Here is a 21,354-nt window from a genome sequence, read left to right on the forward strand (position 1 = left end):
CCGATCGAATCGAACAAGGTAGTACGAACCAGCTGGGGAACATTTTATGGCGACCAGAGCATCAGAAACGACTCGCATGATCGAGACGACCGGCGCGGCCAGCGCCGCACCGAAGCCGCACGTGGGCAAACAGGACCGGCATTTCGTCACCGCGCTGTCGCGCGGCCTGGACGTGCTGTCGTGCTTCCGTAGCGGCAGCCGGCTGCTGGGCAATCAGGACATCTCCGAGCGCTGCCGGCTGCCCAAGTCGACGGTGTCTCGTCTGACTTACACGCTCACCAAGCTGGGCTATCTCCATTATGTGAAGGAGTCCGGTAAATATCGCCTGGGCACCGCGACGCTGGCGCTCGGCAGCGCGGTGCTGGGTCGTTTCGAAGTCCGCGATCTGGCGCGCCCGCTGATGCAGGAACTGGCCGATGCGACCGGCACCTCGGTGGCTCTGGGCGCACGCCAGCGGCTCAGCATGGTCTGCGTCGAAGTCTGCAAGGGCAACGCGGTGCTCTCATTAAATATGGAAGTGGGCATGCGCCTGCCGCTGGCGACCTCCGCCATCGGTCGCGCCTATCTCTGCGTGTGCAGCGATACCGAGCGCGCCGATCTGCTCGATCAATTGAAAGAACTGGATCATCTCGCCTGGCCGGGCTTGAAGCAGGGCATCGACAAGGCGCTCGGCATGTATTCGGAGCTCGGCGTGTGCAGCTCGTTCGGCGAATGGCAGCCCGATGTGAACGGCATCGCGGTCGGTTTCCGGCCGGGCAACGGTCTGCCGCCGATGTCCATCAACTGCGGCGCGCCGGCCTTCAAGGTGTCGCAGGAATATTTGCTCACCGACGTGCGGCCGCGGCTGGTGGAGCTGGTTCGTCGCATCGAAGAAGGGTTGGGTCAGGCCCGCGCCTGAATCCAAGTCGAACCGCGTTTCGATATGAACGGCGCGCATCGAGAGGTGCGCGCCGTTTGCTTTGGTGCGCTGTAACCGGGTTGTCATCGACTCCAGACGTCGTTGCCAGCCGACGCCCATGCAAGCTGGAACTTTTGTGCAGCAACGCCAGTTACGAGGCAGCTGTTGGTAATTTAGTAAGCATCCGGCGAGTCATGCGCGAAGCCCTTCAAGCAGAGAATTCACGCGCTGATTCGCGCGGCTCGGCTGGGCATGCTTCCAGTGAAATGAGCGCGGCGCTGCGTCGTCGAAACCAGCGCGTTCATCATGGCACGTCCGAGCCGCCGACCGTCGCTCTGCTTCGACACGTGCTGAACCCTTCAGTCATCGTGTTGAGCCTGATGTTGTGTGTTTTCCTGTTTTCTCAGGAATTGACGCCGTCCTATTTCGCGCTCGCCGCGCTCGCCTTCCTGATCGCCTCACAAGTGGTGAGTGAACCGGTGATGGATTGTTCGGCCCGCAACGGTCTGACCAATCTGCTTCAGCATCGCATCTTCGCCGAGTGGCTGCTGGTCTCGGCGGCGTTGTTGCTCATGGCGTTCGCCTTCAAGGTCACTGAGACTTTTTCGCGACGGGTAATTCTTACCTGGTTCGCGATTACTCCCTTCGTGGTCGTGGCGGCGGAGGCGGGGCTGCGTCGTTACACGGCGTTCTCGGCCCTGCGCGGCAAGATTCAGCAGAGCCACGTGATCATCGGCGCGAATGAGGCTGGCTCGCGTCTGGCCCGGCGCCTGATGGCACATCCGCATCTCGGCCTGTTCAAGGGCTTCTTCGACGATCGCGACACCGCGCGTCTGCCCGACATGCCTCAGGAGCAGTTGCTCGGCGGTATGTCGGACATCGTCAACTACGTGCGCATCAATGCCGTCAGCAACATCTATATCTGTCTGCCGATGCGCGCGGACGAGCGCGTCAACAAGTTGCTCGAAGAGTTGAAGGACACGACTGCGTCCGTGTACTTCGTGCCTGACATCTTCATGTTCGATCTGATTCAGGCCCGGGTTTGTGACATCGACGGCATTCCGATGCTCGCGGTGTGCGAGACGCCGTTCGCCGGCCTCGACGGCGTGATCAAGCGCGCCAGCGACATCGTATTCTCTTCGGTGCTGTTGTTGATGCTCTGGCCGCTGCTGCTGCTGATCGCCCTCGGCGTGCGGATGAGCTCGCCGGGTCCCGTCCTGTTCCGGCAACGCCGCTACGGCATGTACGGTGAAGCCATCAACGTGTTCAAGTTCCGAAGCATGACGGTGTGCGAGGACGGCGCCAAAGTCACGCAGGCACAGAAGAACGATCCGCGCGTCACGCGCTTCGGCGGTTTCCTGCGCCGGACCTCGCTGGACGAACTGCCGCAACTCTTCAATGTGTTTCTCGGCTCGATGAGCCTGGTCGGGCCGCGGCCGCACGCCGTGGCTCACAACGAGGAATATCGCCGCATCATCGAAGGCTACATGCTCCGCCACAAAGTGCGGCCGGGGATCACGGGCTGGGCGCAGGTGAACGGCCTGCGCGGCGAGACCGACACGGTCGACAAGATGCAGCGCCGGGTCGAATTCGATCTGGACTATCTGCGCAACTGGTCCCTGGGACTGGACCTCACCATTCTGTTCCGGACCGCTTCGCTGGTGTGGCGCGACCGGAACGCCTATTGAAGGGTAGAGCCATGCGTAAAACACAACTCCACGTCTGGATCGCCATGATGTTCTGCGCGCTCGCGATGGCGGCGCAGGCGGTCAAAGCCGGCGCCTTCCAGCTGCCGTTCTGATCATGCAGGAGCCGAATGCCAGTGACGCCGGCACGGTCCGGCTCGCCGCGCTCCTTCGTCATTTGCAGTCGGAGCCGATCGAGCACGTCGTCTCGGAAGAGCTGACCGACGAGGCCTGCTCGGGCGTGGAGCTCACCGCGACGATCGTCGTGGCATCGGAAACTTTGCCGCTGTTGCCCCCGGTATTGAATGAATTCTGTCGCCGGCACGAGATGCAACTGGTGCATCACTGGTGCCGGGGCAGCGATGAGCTGTTCCTGTTGAGCTGGCTCAACGAACGGCAGCGACCCGACTTCATGGCCCTGCACGTGAAGCGGCACGCCGCGAAGCAGGGCAGCTGGTGGCAGCGAAAGCGCGATCAGTGGCGACGCTGGCGTGAGCCGTCGGGATTGCTGATCGCGTGTATCGGCCCGGATGGCAGTGGCCGCAGCAACGTGGCGGAGCACTTGGGTGCCCAGCCACTCGCGCCGTTCCTGGCGGCTCACAGAATGGAGCTTCGACCGCACATCGTGCGGCCCGTGCCGGTGGATCCGGAGTCCCGCGTGCCGCGCGGCCGGCTCGGCACCATGGCCAAGCTGATGATGTTCGTCGCCGATTACTGGTTGGGCTATTGGTGGCAGATCCGTCCGAAGCTGGTGGCCTCCACCATGGTGGTGTCGAACCGCTATTTCGACGACATCCTGGTTGACCCGGGCTACTACCGCATCGATCGCTTGCGCAGGCTGGCTCGCTGGCTGTTGCCCTGGATTCCGCGTCCCGGGCTGTGGCTCGTGTTCGATGTGCCTTGCGAAGTCTTGCAGACGCGAACGCGTGAGGTGGCGGCGGCGGAGGCCGCACGATTGCGCAGTGAATACCGCAAAGTGCTTCGGCGTCGTCGTGAAGATGTGGTCGTGCTGGATGCCGAGCAGCCGATCGATGAGGTGTGCGCAGAGGCGGAGCGAGCGATCGTCGCGCAGCTTGCGAGCCGGACCGCTCGACGCCTCGGCTTGCCCGACACGAGCAAAGACAATCCGACGTCGACGGACGTGCTGCTGTTCTTCTGCCGGCGACACGTGCCGGTGCTGAGTAAGCTGATTCGTGTGCTCTTCAACAGCGACATCCATTGCCGCTTGCCGGGCGATGTCCACATGCCGCATCCCTATGGCATCGTCCTGCACCGACAGGCGGTCATCGGTCATCGAGTCACGATCATGCAGCAGGTCATGATCGGCAGTCGCGATGGCGACCCCAACATCGCTCCCGTCATTGGCGATGACGTCACCATCGGCGCGGGCGCGCGGGTTCTGGGCGACGTGCGTATCGGTAAGGGCGCCACCATCGGCGCCAATGCGGTCGTGACCCGCGACATTCCTCCGGGCGCGACGGTCGTCGGCGCGGATCGTATCGTGGCCACTAGTCGCAATTCGGCGACGCCGGGCGGTGAGGCTGCCAAAGTCGCTAAATTTCCGCGTCCGCCGCGTCAAAAACCTGCTGCTTGAACGCTGAAATCCCCGCCGCCGACCCCATCATGCACCAGGAATGGACAGCGGGTTGACCAAGGGCCCGGCGGGGTCGAGGTGTGAAATCGATCTCGCCTCGCGTGCGACTTATCACACTGCGTTTCTCAACGGCGGCGTGGTTCGGCTACAATGCCGGCCCTCTAAAGTGCTGTATACGGCCCCGACGGGCCCAACCTTCCTCAGTTCTAACAGGAACTTGCGAGCGCAATGAGCGACTCTTTGCGAGCTTTGCTCGACTCTACGCCTCTCGGGGCTGGCAACGCCCCCTACGTCGAATCTCTCTACGAACAATTCCTTGCTGATCCGGGATCGGTCGAGCCCAGGTGGCGCGACTACTTTGCCGGTCTAATAAATAGCGGGGGCAAAGCGGGCGGCACCACCGATGTGGCGCACGGCCCGATTCGCGACGCGCTCGCCAAGCGTGCCTATACGATCGGTGCTCCCACTGCGGCGGCCCCCGCGACGCCGGCCGGCGATGCCGCGGCGGCCAAGCAGGGCGCCGTGTCCCGACTGGTGCAGGTCTACTCGAACCGGGGCCATCTGGTCGCCGACATCGACCCGCTGGGTCTGATGAAGCGTCCGGTGCCCGAAGTGCTCGAGCTGTCGCACTTCGGTCTGAGCAACGCGGACCTGGAGACCGAGTTCTTCACCGGCAGCCGCACCGATGCGATCGCGAAGCGCATGAAGCTGAAGGACATCGTCGCTCAGCTGCGCCAGATCTACTGCGGCACCATCGGCGCCGAGTTCGCCCACGTCTCCAACTCCACCGAACGGCTGTGGTTGCAGAACCGCTTCCAGGAAGGCCGCGTCACCAACCGTTACTCCGCTGAAGAGAAGAAGACGTTCCTGCGTCATCTGACCGCGGCCGAGGGTCTCGAGCGTTATCTCGCCACCAAATATCCGGCGCAGAAGCGCTTCTCGCTGGAAGGCGGCGATGCGCTGGTGCCGCTGGTCGACGATCTGATCCAGCAGGGCGGCCTGCGCGGTATAGAAGAAATGGTCATCGGCATGGCCCACCGCGGTCGCTTGAACCTGCTGGTGAACGTGGTCGGCAAGTCGCCGCAGAAACTGTTCTCCGAGTTCGAAGGCATCTACGACACCAACCACATGCAGGGTTCGGGCGACGTGAAGTACCACAAGGGCTTCTCGACCGACATCAAGACCCCGGCCGGCAACGTGCACGTGGCGATGGCGTTCAACCCGTCGCACCTCGAAGTCGTGAACCCGGTCGTCGAAGGCTCGGTGCGTGCCCGTCAGCAGCGTCGCAGCGACACCAAGGGCGATAAGGTCCTGGCGCTGCTGCTTCATGGCGACGCCGCGTTCGCGGGTCAGGGCGTCGTGATGGAAACGTTGCAGATGTCGCAGGTGCGCGGTTTCTACACCGGCGGCACCGTGCACGTGATCATCAACAACCAGGTCGGCTTCACCATCTCCAAGCCCGAAGATGCGCGCTCGACCATGTATTGCAGCGACGTGGCCAAGATGATCGAAGCGCCGATCTTCCACGTGAACGGCGATGACGTCGAAGCGGTCGCGTTCGTGACCCGCCTCGCGCTCGATTACCGCATGACGTTCCACAAGGACGTCGTGATCGATCTGGTCTGCTATCGCCGCCTGGGTCACAACGAGTCGGATGAGCCATCGGCCACGCAGCCGGTGATGTACCAGAAGATCCGCGCGCACAAGACACCGCGTCAGATCTACGCCGAGCGCCTGGTCGCCGAGAACGTGATCGCCATGGCGGATGCCGATGCGATGGTCGATCAGTACCGTCGCGAGATGGACGAGGGCAAGTCGCAGGCCAAGCAGTCGCTCGGTCTGATCGGCAACAAGCACACCGTCGACTGGACCAAGTATCACAATGTCGATCTCACCGAGGTGGTGAAGACCGGCGTGCGCATCGAACAGTTGCGCGAGTTGGCCACCAAACTCACGACGCTGCCGGCGAATCTGTCGTTGCACCGTCAGGTCGCGAGGATCGTCACGGATCGCGAGAAGATGGCCGCCGGCCAGTTGCCGCTCGATTGGGGCTTCGCCGAGAACCTCGCGTATGCGTCGTTGTTGACCGAGGGTTATGAAGTGCGTCTGATCGGCCAGGACAGCGGTCGCGGCACGTTCTTCCATCGTCACGCCGTGTGGCACGACCAGAACAGCGTCGAGAACTACATTCCGTTGCAGCACCTGGCGCCGAGCCAGCCGCGCTTCGATGTCTACGACTCGTTCCTGTCCGAAGAGGCGGTGCTCGGCTTCGAGTACGGCTTCTCGACCACCGAGCCGAACAGCCTGACTATCTGGGAAGGTCAGTTCGGCGACTTCGTCAACGGCGCGCAGGTCATCATCGACCAGTTCATCAGCTCCGGCGAAGCGAAGTGGGGTCGTCTGTGCGGACTCACCATGATGTTGCCGCACGGCTACGAAGGCCAGGGTCCGGAACATTCCTCCGCGCGTCTGGAGCGCTTCCTGCAGTTGTGCGCCGAGCAGAACATGCAGGTGTGCGTGCCCTCGACGCCGGCGCAGATGTTCCACATGCTGCGTCGTCAGATGAAACAGAGCTTCCGCAAGCCGCTGGTCATCATGACGCCGAAGAGCCTGCTGCGTCACAAGCTGTCGGTGTCGCAGCTGGACGATCTCACGCACGGCTCGTTCCGTACCGTCATCGACGAGGTCGACGACATTCAGCCGGCCAAGGTCACGCGCGTCGTGTTCTGCTCGGGCAAGGTGTATTTCGACCTGCTCGATTCGCGTCGCGGTGATGGTTTGCACAACATCGCCGTGGTGCGTGTGGAACAGTTGTATCCGTTCCCGGCCGAGGAATACGCGGCCATCATCAAGAAATACCCGAACGCAAAGGAAATCGTCTGGTGTCAGGAAGAGCCGCAGAATCAGGGCGCCTGGTATCAGATCCGCCATCGTCTGCAGGAGTCGCTGTCGAAGGATCATCAGCTGCTGTACGCAGGTCGCGCCCCCGCGGCCGCTCCCGCCACCGGCATCGCCCAGATGCACCAGGAACAACAGCAGGCGCTGGTCGACGCCGCGCTGCGCTCCACCAGCACCGAAGAATCCCTCCGGCACACCACGCGGCTGAAGGCCGCGCAGAAGTGAGCCGCGAGCAATAACAGGATCAAGTGATGACAATCGAAATCAAAGTCCCGCAACTGCCCGAGTCCGTTACCGACGCAACCCTGGTGTCCTGGCACAAGCAGCCCGGCGAGGCCGTCAGCCGCGATGAGAATCTGGTCGACCTGGAAACCGACAAGGTCGTGCTCGAAGTGCCGGCACCGTCGTCCGGCGTGATCAAAGAGTTGAAGGTTGCGAACGGCGCGACCGTGACCAGCGGTCAGGTGCTCGCGATTCTGGAGGCGGGCGAGGGCGCGGTTGCCGCGGCTCCTGCTGCCGCCAAGGCCGAGGCTCCGGCGGCGGCTGAAACAAAAGCTGCTGCCGCCAGCGGCGGCAAGTTGGCGCCGGCTGCCAAGCGCATGGTCGAAGAGCACAAGCTCGACGCCGCGCAGATCGCCGGCAGCGGCCGCGATGGCCGCGTGAGCAAGGGCGACGTGATTCAACACATGGCGGGCAAGTCGTCGGCTCCGGCCGAAGCGAAGGCGCCTGCCAAGGCACCGGCGGTCAAGTTGCCGGCGGCGGTGGGTTCGCGCAATGAACAGCGCGTGCCGATGACTCGTCTGCGGGCTCGCATCGCCGAGCGTTTGATTCAGGCGCAGTCCACCGCGGCGATGCTGACGACGTTCAACGAAGTCGATTTGACGGCGGTGAACGAAATCCGTGCCCGCTACAAGGACAAGTTCGAGAAGGTGCACGGCGTGAAGCTGGGCTTCAGCTCGTTCTTCATCAAGGCGGCGATCGAAGCGCTGCGCAAGTTCCCGGCGGTGAATGCCTCCATCGATGGCAACGACGTCGTGTATCACGAGTACTACGACTTCGGCGTCGCCGTCTCCACCGAGCGGGGTCTGATGGTGCCGGTGATCCGCAATGCCGAAGCGCTGAGCTTCGCGGAGCTCGAGCAGGCCGTGGGCGACTACGCGAAGAAGGCGCGCGATGGCTCGATCTCCCTGGAAGAGCTGACCGGCGGCACGTTCACGATCACCAACGGCGGCGTGTTCGGCTCGCTGATGTCGACGCCCATCCTGAATCCGCCGCAGGTCGCCATCCTCGGCATGCACAAGATCCAGGAGCGTCCGATGGTGGTCGACGGCGAGATCAAGATCCGCCCGATGATGTACCTGGCGCTCACTTACGACCATCGCATCGTCGACGGTCGCGAGTCGGTGCAGTTCCTGGTGGCGATCAAGGACGCGCTGGAAGATCCGGCCCGCCTGCTGCTGCAGCTGTAACACTCGATCCATGACCCAGGGCGCTGTCCCTTGCAGCGCCCTGGCTCGTCCCCATTTCCACTCTAAAGAAACAAGCATCGCGGAGCTCGCATGTCTTCTGAATACGACGTCATCGTCATCGGCGGCGGTCCCGCCGGTTATCCCGCCGCCATCCGTGCTGGCCAGAACAAGCTCAAAGTGGCCTGTATCGACGAGTGGGTGAACAAAGACGGCTCGTATGCCTTCGGCGGCACCTGCTTGAACGCCGGCTGTATTCCTTCCAAGGCGCTGCTCGAGAGCTCCGAGCTGGTGCACCGTGCTCAGCACGAGTTCGCCGTTCACGGCATCAAGGTCGGCGACGTGTCGGTCGATGTCGCGACCATGCAGAAGCGTCGCGCCGGCATCGTGAAGGCCTCGACTCAGGGCATCAACGCGCTGTTCAAGGCGGCTGGCGTCACGGGTCTGCAGGGTCACGGCAAGCTACTCAAGGGCAACAAGGTCGAGTTCACCGGCAAGGACGGCAAGAAGGAAGAGCTGACGGCCAAGCATGTGATCCTGGCTTCCGGCTCCTCGCCCACCGAATTGAAGAGCATGCCGTTCGACGGCAAGCAGATCGTCGACTCCTGGGGCGCGCTGGAATTCGACGCCGTGCCGAAGCGTCTGTGCGTCGTTGGCGCCGGCGTGATCGGTCTGGAGCTGGGCAGCGTGTGGCGTCGCCTGGGCTCGGAAGTCGTGGTGCTCGAAGCCCTCGATACTTTCCTGCCTGCCGCCGATGGCGCCGTGTCCAAGGAAGCGCTCAAGCACTTCAAGAAGCTCGGCCTGGACATTCGCCTGGGCGCGAAGGTCAGCGGCGCCGACAAGTCGGCCAGCGGCGTGAAGCTGAAGTACACCGACGCGAAGGGCGAACAGACCCTCGAAGTCGACAAGGTCGTGGTTGCGATCGGCCGCCGTCCGTTCACCAACGGTCTGCTCGGCGAGGGCACCGGCGTGCAGATCGACGAGCGCGGTTTCATCAAGGTCGATCACGACTGCAAGACCGGCGTCGCCAATGTATGGGCGGTCGGTGACGTGGTGCGTGGCCCGATGCTCGCGCACAAGGGCAAGGAAGAGGGCGTGATGGTCGCCGACCTGATCGCCGGCAAGATCGCCGAAGTGAATTACAAGACCATTCCTTCGGTCATCTACACCGCGCCGGAAATCGCCTGGGTCGGCCAGACCGAAGAGGAAGTGAAGAAGAGCGGCCGTGCTTATAAGGTCGGCTCGTTCCCGTTCCTCGCCAGCGGTCGCGCCCGCGCCATGGAAGCCACCGCCGGCTTCGCGAAAATCGTCGCGGCGACCGATGACGATGAGATCCTGGGCGTGCACATCATCGGCCCGATGGCCGGCGAGCTGATCGCCGAAGCCGTGCTGGCGATGGAGTACTCGGCCTCGACCGAAGACTTGCAGCGTACCATCCATGCGCATCCGACCCTGTCCGAAGCCGTGCACGAGGCGGCGCTGGCGGCGGACAAGATCGCGATCGATTTCCCGAATCGATAATTCGAGTCGAAGCGGGCTCATTCCCGCCGGAAGACCTACCCCCTGTCCCCCTCCCGTGATCGGGAGGGGGAACGTGTTTTTTTTTTTGTGCGGAAGGGATGTTGCCGAAATAAAAATTTGATTCCCGCTCCCGTTCACGAGAGGGGGCCAGGGGGTGGGTCCGACGGCGGAATCGGCTATTCTCCGGCCGATGCACTCCAATAATCCCGACGCACTGCTATCCCGCGAGCTCGGCACCCGTCAGCTGGCGGCAACCATTTTCAACTACACGGTGGGCAGCGGCATTTTCGTGCTGCCGGCGTTCGCCGTCTTGCAGCTCGGCACCGCCGCGCCGCTGGCCTATGTGGCCTGCGCCATCATCATCGGCCTGGTCGTCATGTGCTTCGCCGAAGCGGGCAGCCGGGTCTCGGCCACCGGCGGCCCGTATGCCTATGTCGAAACGGCAATCGGACCGATGTGGGGCTTCGTGGCCGGATGTCTGGTGCTGGCCACGGGCACCGCGGCGGCCGCGGGCGTTTGTAACGTACTGGCCCGATCCATTCTGACGCTGGCGCCCGGCAGCCCGGCCTGGGTTTACAAGATCGTGGTCGTGACGCTGGTCGGAACCCTGGTCGCGATCAACTATCGCGGTGTCAAAACCGGCGCACGGGTCATCGAGGCGGTGACCGTGGCCAAATTGTTACCGCTGCTGGCGTTCGTGTTCATCGGCGTGTTCTTCATCGAGCCGTCGAATCTGGCGTGGACGCACGTGCCCGAAGCGAGCACCGTGCTGGGAACGGCGGGCATCGTGATCTTCGCGTTCTCGGGCATCGAAGGCTCGCTGATGCCGAGCGGCGAGGTGAAGAATCCCGCCAAGACCGTGCCGCGCGCGGCGTTCATGGCGTTGGGCGCGGCGACGTTGTTATATCTGGCGATTCAGTTCGTGGCGCTCGGCGTGATGGGAGCGGACCTGGCGAACGACCGCACGACGCCGCTCGCGAGCGCCGCGGGCTCCATCGTCGGGCCGGTCGGGCGCACGATCCTGGTCGTGGGCGCGGTGATCTCGATGTTTGGCTACTTGAGCGCGAATGTCTTGTCGGAGCCGCGCGGATTGTTCGCGATGAGTCGCGACCGGTTCCTGCCGCCCATCCTGACCGCGGTTCATCCGACGTTTCACAGTCCGCACAAGGCCATCGTCATCTATGGCGTGATCGTGGCGTCGATCGCGCTGTCCGGCACCTATGAGACTTTGACCATCTTTGCGAATCTGTCGGCGTTGATGCTTTATTTCCTGTGCGCCATCGCGGCGTACGTGCTGCGGAAGAAAGATATCCGTACCGATGGCGAGCCGTATCTCACGCCTGGGGGACCGTTGGTGCCGATCGCCGCGTGCCTGTCGTTGTCGTGGTTGTTCTATGAGACCGTGACGCGTGAGCAGTTCGTGGCGTTGCTGATCGTGCTGGTGGTGGTGTTTGTATTGTACGGGCTGAGAACGTGGCGACTGAAGGCCGCTCAGACCGCGTAACACCCGCGCCGACCTTCCTGCGTCGGCATCCGGCGCTCTGGGTTGAATGGCTGCGACTGGTGAATTCGCTGTCGCGCCTGCGCGGCGACGGACGTCGCGCGGTGCTGCTCATTCTCTGTGCTGTCGCGGTTGTCATCGCGCTGATGTTTTCAGTGTCGGGGCACTTGGCCGGTGCGGTCGCGACGCTGGCGGAATACTGGGTGTTGCTGGCGGTGGTCGCGGCGATTTATGCGGCGACCTCCGTGAGTGGGCGGCGGCGACAGCTCGAGGAGTCGAAGTCACAGTCGTGGTTGATTGCCACGCCGATTCCGCCGCGAAGTTTGCTCATATCGCAGGCGATTCGTGTGCTGCTGCCTCTGTGCGCACTCGCCGTGATGGTAGTGATGGTGCCCGCGCTGGTCGCGCTGACGACTGACGGCATCACTGCCGCGGCTGAGAAGGTTGCGAGCGCTGCCGCCGGCGGATTGTTCATCGGTGGAGTGTTCGGATGGTGGACTGCGCGTCGAGCGAAACCGTTAGGCGTCGTGCCGTCGCGGTATGTGCCACAGCCCCGCGTTCGTCGTACGGCTGTTGCGCGGTCCTCACAGGTTTCCGGTGAAGCCGCGCAGACATCGCGCCAATTTACGGAAGACTCGGCACAGCCGTTACATCGGCCTGCGCATGAGTCGCACGAGTCGGTGCAGCCGTCGCACCGGCCTGCGCACGAGTCGCACGAGTCGGCGCAGCCGTCACGTCAGCTTACGCGAGCTACACAGTCTTCGGGCGCGGTCGCGCAGGCCACTGGCGAGTATGCAAGCGCTGATATGCGGCCTGATTCGGCCGGGCTGGCCGGTTGGCCCATCGCGCAGGTTTTGTCCTGGAGCCGTCCGGAAAACTCGCGGTATGTGCTGGTCGCCGCGTTGCTGGCGGTGCAGGGCGGGTCGTCGGCGGTCGCAGGCTTGTCCGTGGTCGCGATGTACTTCGTTGCAAGTTACCTGGCCGCGTTGGTATCGGCGATGACGACCGTCGCGAAGTCCGCCGCCCTCTGGTTGCGTGCGACTCCGATCACGTTGATGGGATTCGTCTGGTCCGTGTCCCGGCGGGCACTCGTTCATCAGCTCATCGGTATCGCGCTGGCGATCGTCTGCATGATCCTGCTCGGTGCGCCGGTCGGCATGGCGCTGCAGGTCGCCGCGCTCTGGATCGGGTTGTTCATTTCGATCTCTGGATGGGCGCTGGTCGATCATTATCGGGGTCGATCGCCGCTGGTGAAGATCGCGCTTTCGGTCGCGGCGTTCGCTGCTGTGGCGACCGTCTTGCAGCTACGCGCGGGAGCAAAGACATGACTTCGATCGTGCTCGATGTTCGTCAGGTGCATGCCAGGTACGGTAAGCGTGAAGTGCTGAGCGGCGTGAGTTTGCAGGTGCCGGCCGGCGAGTGGTTCTGTCTGCTCGGGCCGAATGGCGTCGGCAAGAGCACGTTGTTACGTTGTATCAGCGGTGCGCTCACGCCCTCGGAGGGCGACTTGCTGATCGCGGGGTATTCTGCGATCACCGATCCGCTGGCCGCCAAGCAACGACTCGGTTACGCCTGTGCGCCGGAGCAACTGCCGGGGCTGCTGACGGGAAGGCAGTGTCTCGAGGTGTATGCGCAGGCCAAAGGGTTGCGAGAGATCAACGCCGATGTGTTGGCGCTGGCCAGCGAGCTGCGCTTCGATGGGTACTTCGACAGCTTCGTCGATACTTATTCGCTCGGGACGAGACAGAAGCTCTGCATCCTGCTCGCACTGCTCGGCGAGCCGACGCTGATCGTGCTGGATGAAGCCTTCAACGGGCTCGATCCGGCGAGTGCGTTACAGGTCAAACATCACTTGCAACACCGGCTGTCGGATGGACGCTGCGCCGTGCTGCTCGCGACACATTCATTGGATATCGTCGAGCACTACGCCGACAAAGCGGCGCTGCTGATCGACGGCCGCATCGTGCGCGAGTGGAGCGAAACCGAGATTGCCGCATTCCGCGTGCAAGGAGACAGCGCTATGGAGACGGCGCTGGCACAAGCCTCGGCCTAGTTGCAATGGCACTTAGATAGCGCCATTGCACAGCGGATGGCGGTTTGCGGGTGGCGGTTGGAACAGAACCAAGGCGAAAATCCGGCGTCCTTCTCCGGCTGTCCGCCAACCGCAAACCGCCATCCGCTGTGTTATGCGCTTAACCAAGTGCCATTGGGCCTAGTTGAACGACGGCACGCGCGCGCCGACAGGCGCGGTCTTCACCCAGCCTTGAAACGCGGCCGTTGCGCCACCTTCCTCCGGCGCCCAACGTGCGAACTCGGCGGCGGTCGCGGGGTCGTACGGTCCCTCCTTCACTTCCACGAAGGAAGCCCCGTCGGTGAGCGCGATCAGCGTATGCCAGGTCTGCGACGGCAGCTCGAACGCGAGATTCGGTGTGCCCTCGCCAACGACACTCCGTTCCGTAATCGTCCCATCCGCATCGAACACCACGCATTCAAACCGGCCGCGCACGATCGTGCACAGCTCCGACTTGGTCATGTGCCGGTGCGGGCGAATGTAAGTATCGCTCTGAGCCACGACCACAAAACGCTGCACCAGATCGCTCGGTGAACTGTGCAGATTGTGATGGGCGCGCCGGCGCGGGCTGGCGGCGGCTTTCGCGGCGATTTCATCGAGCAGCGTGTTGGAGATCAGTTTCATCGTTCAAACCTTGCGTCGGGCGCTCAACACATTGGGCAGGCCCTGGATCCGCGCCAGCACGCGCGACAGCTCCTCCAGGTCGTGCACGGTGATTTTCAGGTTCATGTCGGCGATGTCGTCGGTCTCGTGGGTCAACGTGTTCATGGCGTGAATGTTGATCTTCGAGTCGGCCAGAATCGCGGTCACGTCGCGCAACAGACCGCGACGGTCGTAGGCGCGAACGTTGATATCGACCGGGAACGCGCGGTCGCCGCCGCTGCCCCATTCGACCGGAATGACCCGTTCGGGATTGGCGATCGCGAGCCGTTTGAAGTTGGCGCAGTCGTCGCGATGGATGCTGACGCCGCGGCCCAGCGTGATGTAACCGGCGATGGACTCGGGCGGCACGGGACTGCAGCAGCCCGCGAAGTTCGACAGCAGATCGTCCACGCCATCGATGGTGATGCCCGAGGCCTTCTTCGGCTCGGCCGCGGGCCGTTTCACGACCGGCGTCGGCAACTCCTGCGGCTTGGCCCGGCGCTGCACGGCGCCGCTGATCTGAGCGACGTTGATCTCGCCTTCGCCGATGGCGCGATACAGCTGCTCCGCGTTGTCGAAATTGAACTCGCTGATCAGCTCGGGCAGCGTCACCGAGTGCACCGCCAGCCGCTGCAGTTCGCGTTCGAGAATCTGTCGACCCTGCTGAGTGTTCTGCTGCTCGTCGAGCTTGCGAAAGAATGCGCGGACCTTGTTTCGATTGCGCGGCGAGGCGAGGTAGCCGAGCGAGGGCACCAGCCAGTCGCGGCTCGGGTTGAGTTGCTTGCCGGTGATGATCTCGACCTGATCGCCGTTCTGCAGGATCTGGTTCAGCGGCACCATGCGGCCGTTGACCTTGGCGCCCCGGCAGCGATGGCCCAGATCTGAATGGATGTGATACGCGAAGTCGAGCGGGGTCGCGCCTCGCGGCAGATCGACCACCTCACCTCGCGGCGAGATCGCATAGACCCGATCCTCGAACAATTCCGAGCGCACCCGGTCCAGAAACTCGCCTTCGGTTTCCTCGCCGCGCTCGCTGGGTTCGAGCACTTGCCGAAGCCAGACGATCTTCTGTTCGTACGCGGGATTCGCTTTGCCGCCTTCTTTGTAGCGCCAGTGAGCGGCCACGCCGAGCTCGGCGTGGGCATGCATCTCGCGAGTGCGGATCTGCACTTCCAGCGGCAGCTTGCCGGGGCCGATGACGGCGGTGTGCAGGGATCGATACAGATTGTCCTTGGGGGTCGCGATGTAGTCGTCGAACTCGCCCGGAATGTACGGCCACATTCCATGCACGATGCCGAGCGCGGCATAGCAGTCGGCGATGCTGTCCACGAGCACACGCACGGCGCGCACGTCGTAGAGCTGATCGAACTGCAGACCTTTGCGATGCATCTTTCGCCAGATGCTGTAGATGTGCTTCGGCCGGCCGGCGATCTCGGCGTGCTCGATGTGCGCCTTCTCCAGCTCCCGGCGCAACACGTCGATCACCTCGCCGATGTAACGTTCGCGATCGATGCGCTTGGAGGCGAGCCAGCCGGCGATGGTCTTGTAGTTCTCGGGATCCAGGTAGCGGAAGCTCAGATCCTCGAGCTCCCACTTCAGTTGCCACACACCGAGCCGGTTCGCGAGCGGCGCGTAGACTTCGCGCGTTTCATAAGCGAGCCGTTCGCGCTCGGCGGCCGGCGCATCCTTGCTATCGCGCAGCTGCTGCAATTGAGCGGCGAGCTTCACGAGCACCAGTCGCGGATCGGTCACGATGGCCAGCAGCATCTTGCGCAGGCCTTCGGCCTGATTGCCCGAGAGCGAGGGCGTGCCGCGGCCGCCGCCCGTTGCGGCTGGAATGGTGATGTTGAGCGAGCCCAGTCGTTGCAGCTCGCTGGCGATTCGATTGGCCGGGGCGCTCAGCGTTTTGAGGGCCTGTTCCGGCGTGAGCACCTCGGCTTCGAGCAGCGGCAGGAGCAGGGCGCCGCCGAGAATGTCGTCGTCATCGGTCAATGTGACCAGGATGTCGACGATGGCCTGCGCCCGGGCGAGCGCGGCCGGTGCCTTGGGCCGGTCCGCGCCGACCGCGGCCGACAATTTCGATAACAGCTCGTGGGCCCGGCGGCGGGCGTTCGCGGTCTGCTCGGTGTCGGATGCTGCGTCGTCGACGGAAGGCATGGAAGCGCGGATCGTGTCGGATTGTAGCCGTTGCCGGTATCATACCGACCTTCGCAACTCGAGACCCGAGCGGGTCAAGCAGAGGGGAGTCCTTGCGCAGACACAGGCGCCCGAAAAGTCTCGCCGAGCTCAACCTGGCCCGAGGTGACGTGAAGGTATCGACGGCGATCGTCAGCCTCCGTCAGCGCGCGACCAAGGAAGCCCTGGCGCCGGCGCCGAGAGTGCGAATCCTTGGGCTGGACCCGGGCTCGTTATGCACCGGTTACGCGGTGGTTGAGACAGGACCCAAGGTCACGTATGTGGTGAGCGGATCGATCCGGGCCCGCGGCGCCTCGCTGGCCGATCGTCTGCAGGAAATTTTTGCCGGCGTGGATAAGCTGGCGGCCGAGTACCAGCCGGACGAAGTCGCCATCGAGCGCGTGTTTATGCACCGCAATGCCGACAGCGCGTTGAAGCTGGGGCAGGCGCGGGGCGCGGCGTTGAGTGCGACTTTTGCCGTGCGTCCGCGGGTTTTTGAGTACGCGCCGCGTGAGGTGAAACTGGCGGTGGTCGGAACCGGTGCAGCCCAGAAGGAACAAGTGCAGTTGATGGTGCGACGTTTGTTGTCTCTCTCCGGGCCGCTCGGCGCCGACGCGGCCGATGCGCTGGCCATCGCGCTTTGCCATGCGCATTCCCGCAATCTCAACGGCCAGCTGCGCCAGCTCGCGGCGGGCTCGGCGCAATGATCGGTTTTTTGCGCGGTCGGCTGACCGCCAAGCAACCTCCGCAGCTGGTGATCGACGTGGGCGGCGTCGGTTACGAGCTGGAAGCGCCCATGTCGACGTTCTATGGGTTGCCGGCGGCCGGGGCGGACGTTCATTTGTTCACCCATCTGGTGGTGCGCGAGGATGCGCACATCCTGTTCGGCTTCGGCACCGAGCGTGAGCGCCGGCTGTTTCGCGAGCTGCTGAAAGTTTCCAATGTGGGGCCGAAGCTGGCGCTGGCGCTGCTGTCGGGCCTCACCGTCGATGCCTTCCTGATGTGCATCGAGGCGCAGGACATCGATACATTGGTCCGCACGCCGGGCGTGGGTCGCAAGACGGCCGAGCGCCTGGTGGTCGAGATGCGCGACCGGGTGAAGGGTTTTGGCGACACGGGCCTCGCGGTGTTGCCGACCGGCGGAACCGCCGAGCCTGCGATCGGTCCACAAGCGGAGGCTTTCAGCGCGCTGGTCGCGTTGGGTTATAAGCCTGCCGAAGTGACGCGACTGCTGAAGTCGGTGGACGCGTCGGTGCAGACCACCGAGGAAATCATTCGCCGCGCATTGCAGGCCGCTGCCACCCGATAAGCCATCATGATCGAGCAGGACCGCATCGTATCCGCCGCTTCGCAGGGCGATGAAGCCGCCCTCGACCGCGCCGTGCGGCCGAAGAAGCTGGCCGACTATGTCGGTCAGACGGCGGTCAAGACGCAGATGGAAATATTCATCCAGGCGGCGCGCAACCGGCGCGAAGCGCTGGATCACGTGCTGATCTTCGGTCCGCCCGGCCTGGGCAAGACCACGCTGGCGAACATCATCGCCAATGAGCTCGGCGTGAATCTGCGCCAGACCTCGGGCCCGGTGATCGAGCGCGCCGGCGATCTGGCCGCGCTGCTGACCAATCTGCAGGCCAACGACGTGCTGTTCGTCGATGAGATTCATCGGCTCAGCCCGCAGGTCGAGGAGATCCTGTATCCGGCGATGGAAGATTTTCAGCTCGATATCATGATCGGCGAAGGCCCGGGCGCGCGCTCCATCAAGCTGGACCTGCCGCCGTTCACGTTGATCGGGGCGACCACGCGCGCCGGCCTGCTGACCTCGCCGCTGCGAGACCGGTTCGGCATCGTGCAACGTTTGGAGTTCTATGACATCGCCGAGCTGCAACGCATTGTGACTCGCTCGGCGAGCCTGCTGGGCGTGCCGGCGGATGCGGCCGGAGCGGCACGGATCGCCCAGCGTTCCCGGGGAACTCCCCGTATCGCCAATCGATTGCTCCGGCGCGTGCGTGACTATGCCGAGGTGCGCGCCGGTGGCCGGATTACCGACGAAGTGGCGCAGGCGGCACTGGATATGCTGGACGTGGACCCGCTGGGTTTCGACCTGATGGACCGCAAGCTGCTACTGACCATCATCGAAAAATTCGACGGCGGGCCGGTGGGCGTGGAAAGCCTGTCGGCGGCGCTGGGCGAGGAGCGCGGCACGATCGAGGACGTGATCGAGCCGTATCTGATCCAGCAAGGTTTCATCATGCGCACCGCCCGCGGCCGGATGGCGACGCGCCTGGCGTATCAGCATTTCGGCTTGAAGCTGCCGGAACGGCCGGGCACCGGCGAGTTGTTCAATGACTGAGTCGCGCCCGTTCGCCTGGCCGGTGCGTATTTACTGGGAAGACACCGACGCCGGCGGCATCGTCTACTACGCGAACTACATGAAGTTCATGGAGCGGGCCCGCACCGAATGGTTGCGCGCCGCCGGCATCGAGCAGCTGCCCTTGAAGGAGCAGCACGGGCTGATGTTCGTGGTCGTCGATATCGAAGCGCACTATCGCCGGCCGGCGCGGTATGGCGATGAGCTGCTGGTGACCTGCGTGATCGCCGAGCGCACGCGCGCCAGCTTCACGTTTCAACAACAGGTGTTTCGCGGCGGCCTCGACGGCGAGCTGCTGGTCGAAGGCAAGGTGCGCGTGGCGTGCCTGGACGCCGTGAGCTTGAGGCCGACGGCGTTACCAAAGGATCTGATGTGAATGCCCCCCGCGCGCAGCGCCGGGGCGCAGTCTGACTGGCTAATCGGGAGTGATGGGAAATGGCAGAGAACCTGAATCCTCTGGAGCTGGTGCTGAACGCCAGCATCGTGGTGCAGATCGTGATGGCGCTGCTGCTGCTGGCATCGCTGGTGTCATGGTCCATCATGCTGCGTAAACGCGCCGAGCTGAAAAAGGCGCGCACCGATGCCGACCGCTTCGAGGAATCGTTCTGGTCGGGCGGCGATCTGACCGCGATGTTTCGTTCCATCGATCAGAGCCGCCGGGTCACGCGCGGCATGGAAGCGATCTTCGAGCAGGGCTTTCGTGAGTTCTCACGCTTGCGCCAGCAGGGCGGCATCGCCTCCGCGCAGCTGATCGAAGGCGCCCGTCGCGGCATGCGCGTCGCACTGCTGAAGGAAAGCGATCGTTTGGAACTGGGTCTCGCGATGCTCGCGACCATCGGCTCGACCAGCCCGTACATCGGACTGTTCGGCACCGTGTGGGGCATCATGAATGCATTCCACGGCCTGGGTAACGTACAGCAGGCGACGCTGTCGATGGTGGCGCCCGGCATCACCGAAGCGCTGATCGCGACCGCCATGGGTCTGTTCGCCGCCATTCCCGCGGTGGTCGCTTACAACCGTTATGCGGATCAGGTGACTCGCGTCGAAACGCGCTACGACACGTTCACCGAAGAGCTCTCGACGATTCTGCAGCGTCACGCATCGGCTCCTCGTGAGTCGCAGCGAGGCGCCGAGGCGCACGCATGAGCCCGATGAACAACCGCCGCGGCAGGCGGCTCGTGGCCGAGATGAACGTCGTTCCCTATATCGACGTGATGCTCGTGCTGCTGATCATTTTCATGATCACCGCGCCCATGCTGACCCAGGGCATCAAGGTGGATCTGCCCAAGGCGGCCGCCGAGCCGCTGCCGGAAGATCTCATGCGCCAGCATCAGCCGCTGATCCTGAGTGTCGATGCCGCGGGCAAGTATTACTTGAACATCGGCAAGGACGAGGAAACCGCGCTGGATGAAAACGCCGTGGTCGAACGCGTCGGGACGGTGTTGAAGCGGGAGCCGCAGACGCCGGTGCTGGTGAAGGCCGACACCAATGTGCCGTATGGCCGCGTGGTCACCGGCATGGTGCTGTTACAAGAAGCGGGCGCCGAGAAGGTGGGTTTCATCACCGACCCGGCCGAAGCGCGCAATAACAAAAAGCGCTAAGGCCGCATGGTCGATTTCATCAAACAACACTGGACGTACATTCTCGGCGCGCTGCTGCTGCACGCGTTGTTTGCCGGCATTTTCGGTCTGACCATGCTGAACATGCAGCGCACGCCGCCGCCGGTGCAGCTCGCCATCCAGGCCGTCGTGGTCGATCCGAAAACCCTGAATGACGCCGCCCGTCAGCAACGTCAGCAGCGCGATCGCGACCGGGCTCAGCAACAGCAGCGTGAGGAGCAGGCCCAGCGCGACAAGGAACAGGCTGCCGAGCAGCGCAAACGCGAGCAGCAGGAGGTTCAGCGCAAGGAAGCGGAACAACGGGCGGAAGCGGAGCGTCAGGTCGAATTGAAACAACGCCAGGAAGCCGACCAGCGCCGCCAGGCGGAAGAGCAACAATTGCGCGAGCGGCAGGAGGCGGAGAAGAAACGCGCCGCCGAGGACGCCGCTCGCAAGAAGCAGGCCGAGGATGAGGCGAAGAAAGTCGCCGAAATCCAGCGCCGGCAGAAGGAAGAGGCGGAACGTCGCAAGGCCGCCGATGACAAACGATTGCAGGAGGCGCGAGAGAATGATTTGCAGCGTCAATTGCAGGAAGAGGAGTCCAATGCCGCGGCCGATGCCGCCGCCGCCAGCTCGCCCGAGATGGCGCAGTACATCGCCATGATCGCCCAGGCGGTGGAACGTCGTTGGAATCGTCCGCTGTCGGCCCGCGACGATCTGCTGTGCCAGGTGACCGTGCGGCAAACGCCCGCCGGCGTCGTTCTGTCGGCGAAGATCGGAACCTGCAATGGCGATCCCGCCGTGAAGCAGTCGGTCGAGAATGCAGTGGTCAGTGCGTCGCCGTTGCCGACGCCGTCCAATCCGCGTCTGTTCCGGCCCGAGCTGACGTTCAATTTCAGGCCTGGCGCGGGTTGACGCGCGTGGCTCACCGATTTCG

18 protein-coding genes are annotated in these 21,354 nt (G+C 63.7%); 16 read left to right on the forward strand and 2 right to left on the reverse strand.

The features are described 5' to 3' along the window. Positions 1-46 precede the first annotated feature (46 nt). The 9 genes from EKO19_RS25055 to EKO19_RS25095 all read left to right on the forward strand — a co-directional run bounded on the left by EKO19_RS25055 (position 47) and on the right by EKO19_RS25095 (position 13,616). Entirely contained in the window at positions 47-898 is an 852-nt protein-coding gene (locus tag EKO19_RS25055; RefSeq protein ID WP_217705563.1) for an IclR family transcriptional regulator, read from the forward strand. Between the two features lie 266 nt (positions 899-1,164). Then, a complete protein-coding gene (locus EKO19_RS25060) occupies positions 1,165-2,586 on the forward strand; it encodes an undecaprenyl-phosphate glucose phosphotransferase (RefSeq protein ID WP_129779679.1) in 1,422 nt (473 codons plus the stop codon). Between the two features lie 115 nt (positions 2,587-2,701). Continuing rightward, a complete protein-coding gene (locus EKO19_RS38920) occupies positions 2,702-4,177 on the forward strand; it encodes a hypothetical protein (RefSeq protein WP_217705564.1) in 1,476 nt (491 codons plus the stop codon). Positions 4,178-4,405: 228 nt separating this feature from the next. Further along, positions 4,406-7,300 carry a 2-oxoglutarate dehydrogenase E1 component gene (locus EKO19_RS25070; RefSeq protein ID WP_129779681.1) on the forward strand — a complete coding sequence of 965 codons (2,895 nt, stop codon included), beginning with the start codon at positions 4,406-4,408 and terminating at the stop codon, positions 7,298-7,300. Between the two features lie 26 nt (positions 7,301-7,326). Continuing rightward, positions 7,327-8,544, forward strand: coding sequence for a 2-oxoglutarate dehydrogenase complex dihydrolipoyllysine-residue succinyltransferase (gene odhB, locus EKO19_RS25075; RefSeq protein WP_129779683.1), 1,218 nt, complete (start codon positions 7,327-7,329; stop codon positions 8,542-8,544). Between the two features lie 90 nt (positions 8,545-8,634). After that, entirely contained in the window at positions 8,635-10,062 is a 1,428-nt protein-coding gene (lpdA, locus tag EKO19_RS25080) for a dihydrolipoyl dehydrogenase (RefSeq protein WP_129779685.1), read from the forward strand. A gap of 190 nt (positions 10,063-10,252) precedes the next feature. Continuing rightward, positions 10,253-11,566, forward strand: coding sequence for an APC family permease (locus EKO19_RS25085; protein WP_129779687.1), 1,314 nt, complete (start codon positions 10,253-10,255; stop codon positions 11,564-11,566). Continuing rightward, complete coding sequence (locus EKO19_RS25090) at positions 11,536-12,891, forward strand: hypothetical protein (RefSeq protein WP_129779689.1); 1,356 nt, start codon at positions 11,536-11,538, stop codon at positions 12,889-12,891. The genes EKO19_RS25085 and EKO19_RS25090 overlap by 31 nt, the downstream gene beginning before the upstream one ends. Further along, on the forward strand, positions 12,888-13,616 hold the full coding sequence (locus tag EKO19_RS25095; protein WP_157995430.1) for an ABC transporter ATP-binding protein: 729 nt from the start codon (positions 12,888-12,890) through the stop codon (positions 13,614-13,616). Before EKO19_RS25090 ends, EKO19_RS25095 begins: the two co-directional genes overlap by 4 nt. Before the next feature lie 159 nt (positions 13,617-13,775). Here the strand turns inward: EKO19_RS25095 and EKO19_RS25100 are convergent, their stop codons facing one another. Beyond that, complete coding sequence (locus EKO19_RS25100) at positions 13,776-14,258, reverse strand: WbuC family cupin fold metalloprotein (protein WP_129779693.1); 483 nt, start codon at positions 14,256-14,258, stop codon at positions 13,776-13,778. A gap of 3 nt (positions 14,259-14,261) precedes the next feature. Then, on the reverse strand, positions 14,262-16,433 hold the full coding sequence (locus EKO19_RS25105) for a RelA/SpoT family protein (protein ID WP_129779695.1): 2,172 nt from the start codon (positions 16,431-16,433) through the stop codon (positions 14,262-14,264). A gap of 221 nt (positions 16,434-16,654) precedes the next feature. Between EKO19_RS25105 and ruvC the strand changes: the two genes are divergently transcribed. From ruvC to tolA, 7 genes are read left to right on the forward strand one after another with little or no spacing between them, the layout of a single operon-like run. After that, positions 16,655-17,158: a crossover junction endodeoxyribonuclease RuvC gene (gene ruvC / locus EKO19_RS39305; protein ID WP_129780291.1), complete on the forward strand. Its 504-nt coding sequence runs from the start codon at positions 16,655-16,657 to the stop codon at positions 17,156-17,158. After that, the gene (ruvA, locus tag EKO19_RS25115; RefSeq protein ID WP_129779697.1) at positions 17,155-17,760 is read left to right on the forward strand and encodes a Holliday junction branch migration protein RuvA; all 606 of its coding nucleotides are present in this window, start codon (positions 17,155-17,157) and stop codon (positions 17,758-17,760) included. Before ruvC ends, ruvA begins: the two co-directional genes overlap by 4 nt. Positions 17,761-17,769: 9 nt before the next feature. Further along, positions 17,770-18,801 carry a Holliday junction branch migration DNA helicase RuvB gene (gene ruvB / locus EKO19_RS25120; protein WP_129780293.1) on the forward strand — a complete coding sequence of 344 codons (1,032 nt, stop codon included), beginning with the start codon at positions 17,770-17,772 and terminating at the stop codon, positions 18,799-18,801. Beyond that, positions 18,794-19,195: a tol-pal system-associated acyl-CoA thioesterase gene (ybgC, locus tag EKO19_RS25125; protein ID WP_129779699.1), complete on the forward strand. Its 402-nt coding sequence runs from the start codon at positions 18,794-18,796 to the stop codon at positions 19,193-19,195. The genes ruvB and ybgC overlap by 8 nt, the downstream gene beginning before the upstream one ends. A 59-nt stretch (positions 19,196-19,254) precedes the next feature. Next, positions 19,255-19,965, forward strand: coding sequence for a protein TolQ (gene tolQ / locus EKO19_RS25130; protein ID WP_129779701.1), 711 nt, complete (start codon positions 19,255-19,257; stop codon positions 19,963-19,965). Beyond that, a complete protein-coding gene (gene tolR / locus EKO19_RS25135; protein ID WP_246038955.1) occupies positions 19,962-20,420 on the forward strand; it encodes a protein TolR in 459 nt (152 codons plus the stop codon). Before tolQ ends, tolR begins: the two co-directional genes overlap by 4 nt. Positions 20,421-20,426: 6 nt before the next feature. Beyond that, the gene (gene tolA, locus EKO19_RS25140; protein ID WP_129779703.1) at positions 20,427-21,332 is read left to right on the forward strand and encodes a cell envelope integrity protein TolA; all 906 of its coding nucleotides are present in this window, start codon (positions 20,427-20,429) and stop codon (positions 21,330-21,332) included. Positions 21,333-21,354 lie beyond the last annotated feature (22 nt).

Source organism: Peristeroidobacter soli (assembly GCF_004138485.1).
In the GTDB taxonomy this organism is placed as follows: Bacteria; Pseudomonadota; Gammaproteobacteria; order Steroidobacterales; family Steroidobacteraceae; genus Steroidobacter; species Steroidobacter soli.

Excerpts from the sequence above, each read along its gene's own strand:
- EKO19_RS25055 (WP_217705563.1), top strand. The coding sequence starts at position 47 with ATGGCGACCAGAGCATCAGAAACGACTCGCATGATCGAGACGACCGGC.
- EKO19_RS25060 (WP_129779679.1), top strand. The coding sequence starts at position 1,165 with ATGAGCGCGGCGCTGCGTCGTCGAAACCAGCGCGTTCATCATGGCACG.
- EKO19_RS38920 (WP_217705564.1), top strand. The coding sequence starts at position 2,702 with ATGCAGGAGCCGAATGCCAGTGACGCCGGCACGGTCCGGCTCGCCGCG.
- EKO19_RS25070 (WP_129779681.1), top strand. The coding sequence starts at position 4,406 with ATGAGCGACTCTTTGCGAGCTTTGCTCGACTCTACGCCTCTCGGGGCT.
- odhB (WP_129779683.1), top strand. The coding sequence starts at position 7,327 with ATGACAATCGAAATCAAAGTCCCGCAACTGCCCGAGTCCGTTACCGAC.
- lpdA (WP_129779685.1), top strand. The coding sequence starts at position 8,635 with ATGTCTTCTGAATACGACGTCATCGTCATCGGCGGCGGTCCCGCCGGT.
- EKO19_RS25085 (WP_129779687.1), top strand. The coding sequence starts at position 10,253 with ATGCACTCCAATAATCCCGACGCACTGCTATCCCGCGAGCTCGGCACC.
- EKO19_RS25095 (WP_157995430.1), top strand. The coding sequence starts at position 12,888 with ATGACTTCGATCGTGCTCGATGTTCGTCAGGTGCATGCCAGGTACGGT.
- EKO19_RS25100 (WP_129779693.1), bottom strand. The coding sequence starts at position 14,258 with ATGAAACTGATCTCCAACACGCTGCTCGATGAAATCGCCGCGAAAGCC.
- EKO19_RS25105 (WP_129779695.1), bottom strand. The coding sequence starts at position 16,433 with ATGCCTTCCGTCGACGACGCAGCATCCGACACCGAGCAGACCGCGAAC.
- ruvA (WP_129779697.1), top strand. The coding sequence starts at position 17,155 with ATGATCGGTTTTTTGCGCGGTCGGCTGACCGCCAAGCAACCTCCGCAG.
- ybgC (WP_129779699.1), top strand. The coding sequence starts at position 18,794 with ATGACTGAGTCGCGCCCGTTCGCCTGGCCGGTGCGTATTTACTGGGAA.
- tolQ (WP_129779701.1), top strand. The coding sequence starts at position 19,255 with ATGGCAGAGAACCTGAATCCTCTGGAGCTGGTGCTGAACGCCAGCATC.
- tolR (WP_246038955.1), top strand. The coding sequence starts at position 19,962 with ATGAGCCCGATGAACAACCGCCGCGGCAGGCGGCTCGTGGCCGAGATG.
- tolA (WP_129779703.1), top strand. The coding sequence starts at position 20,427 with ATGGTCGATTTCATCAAACAACACTGGACGTACATTCTCGGCGCGCTG.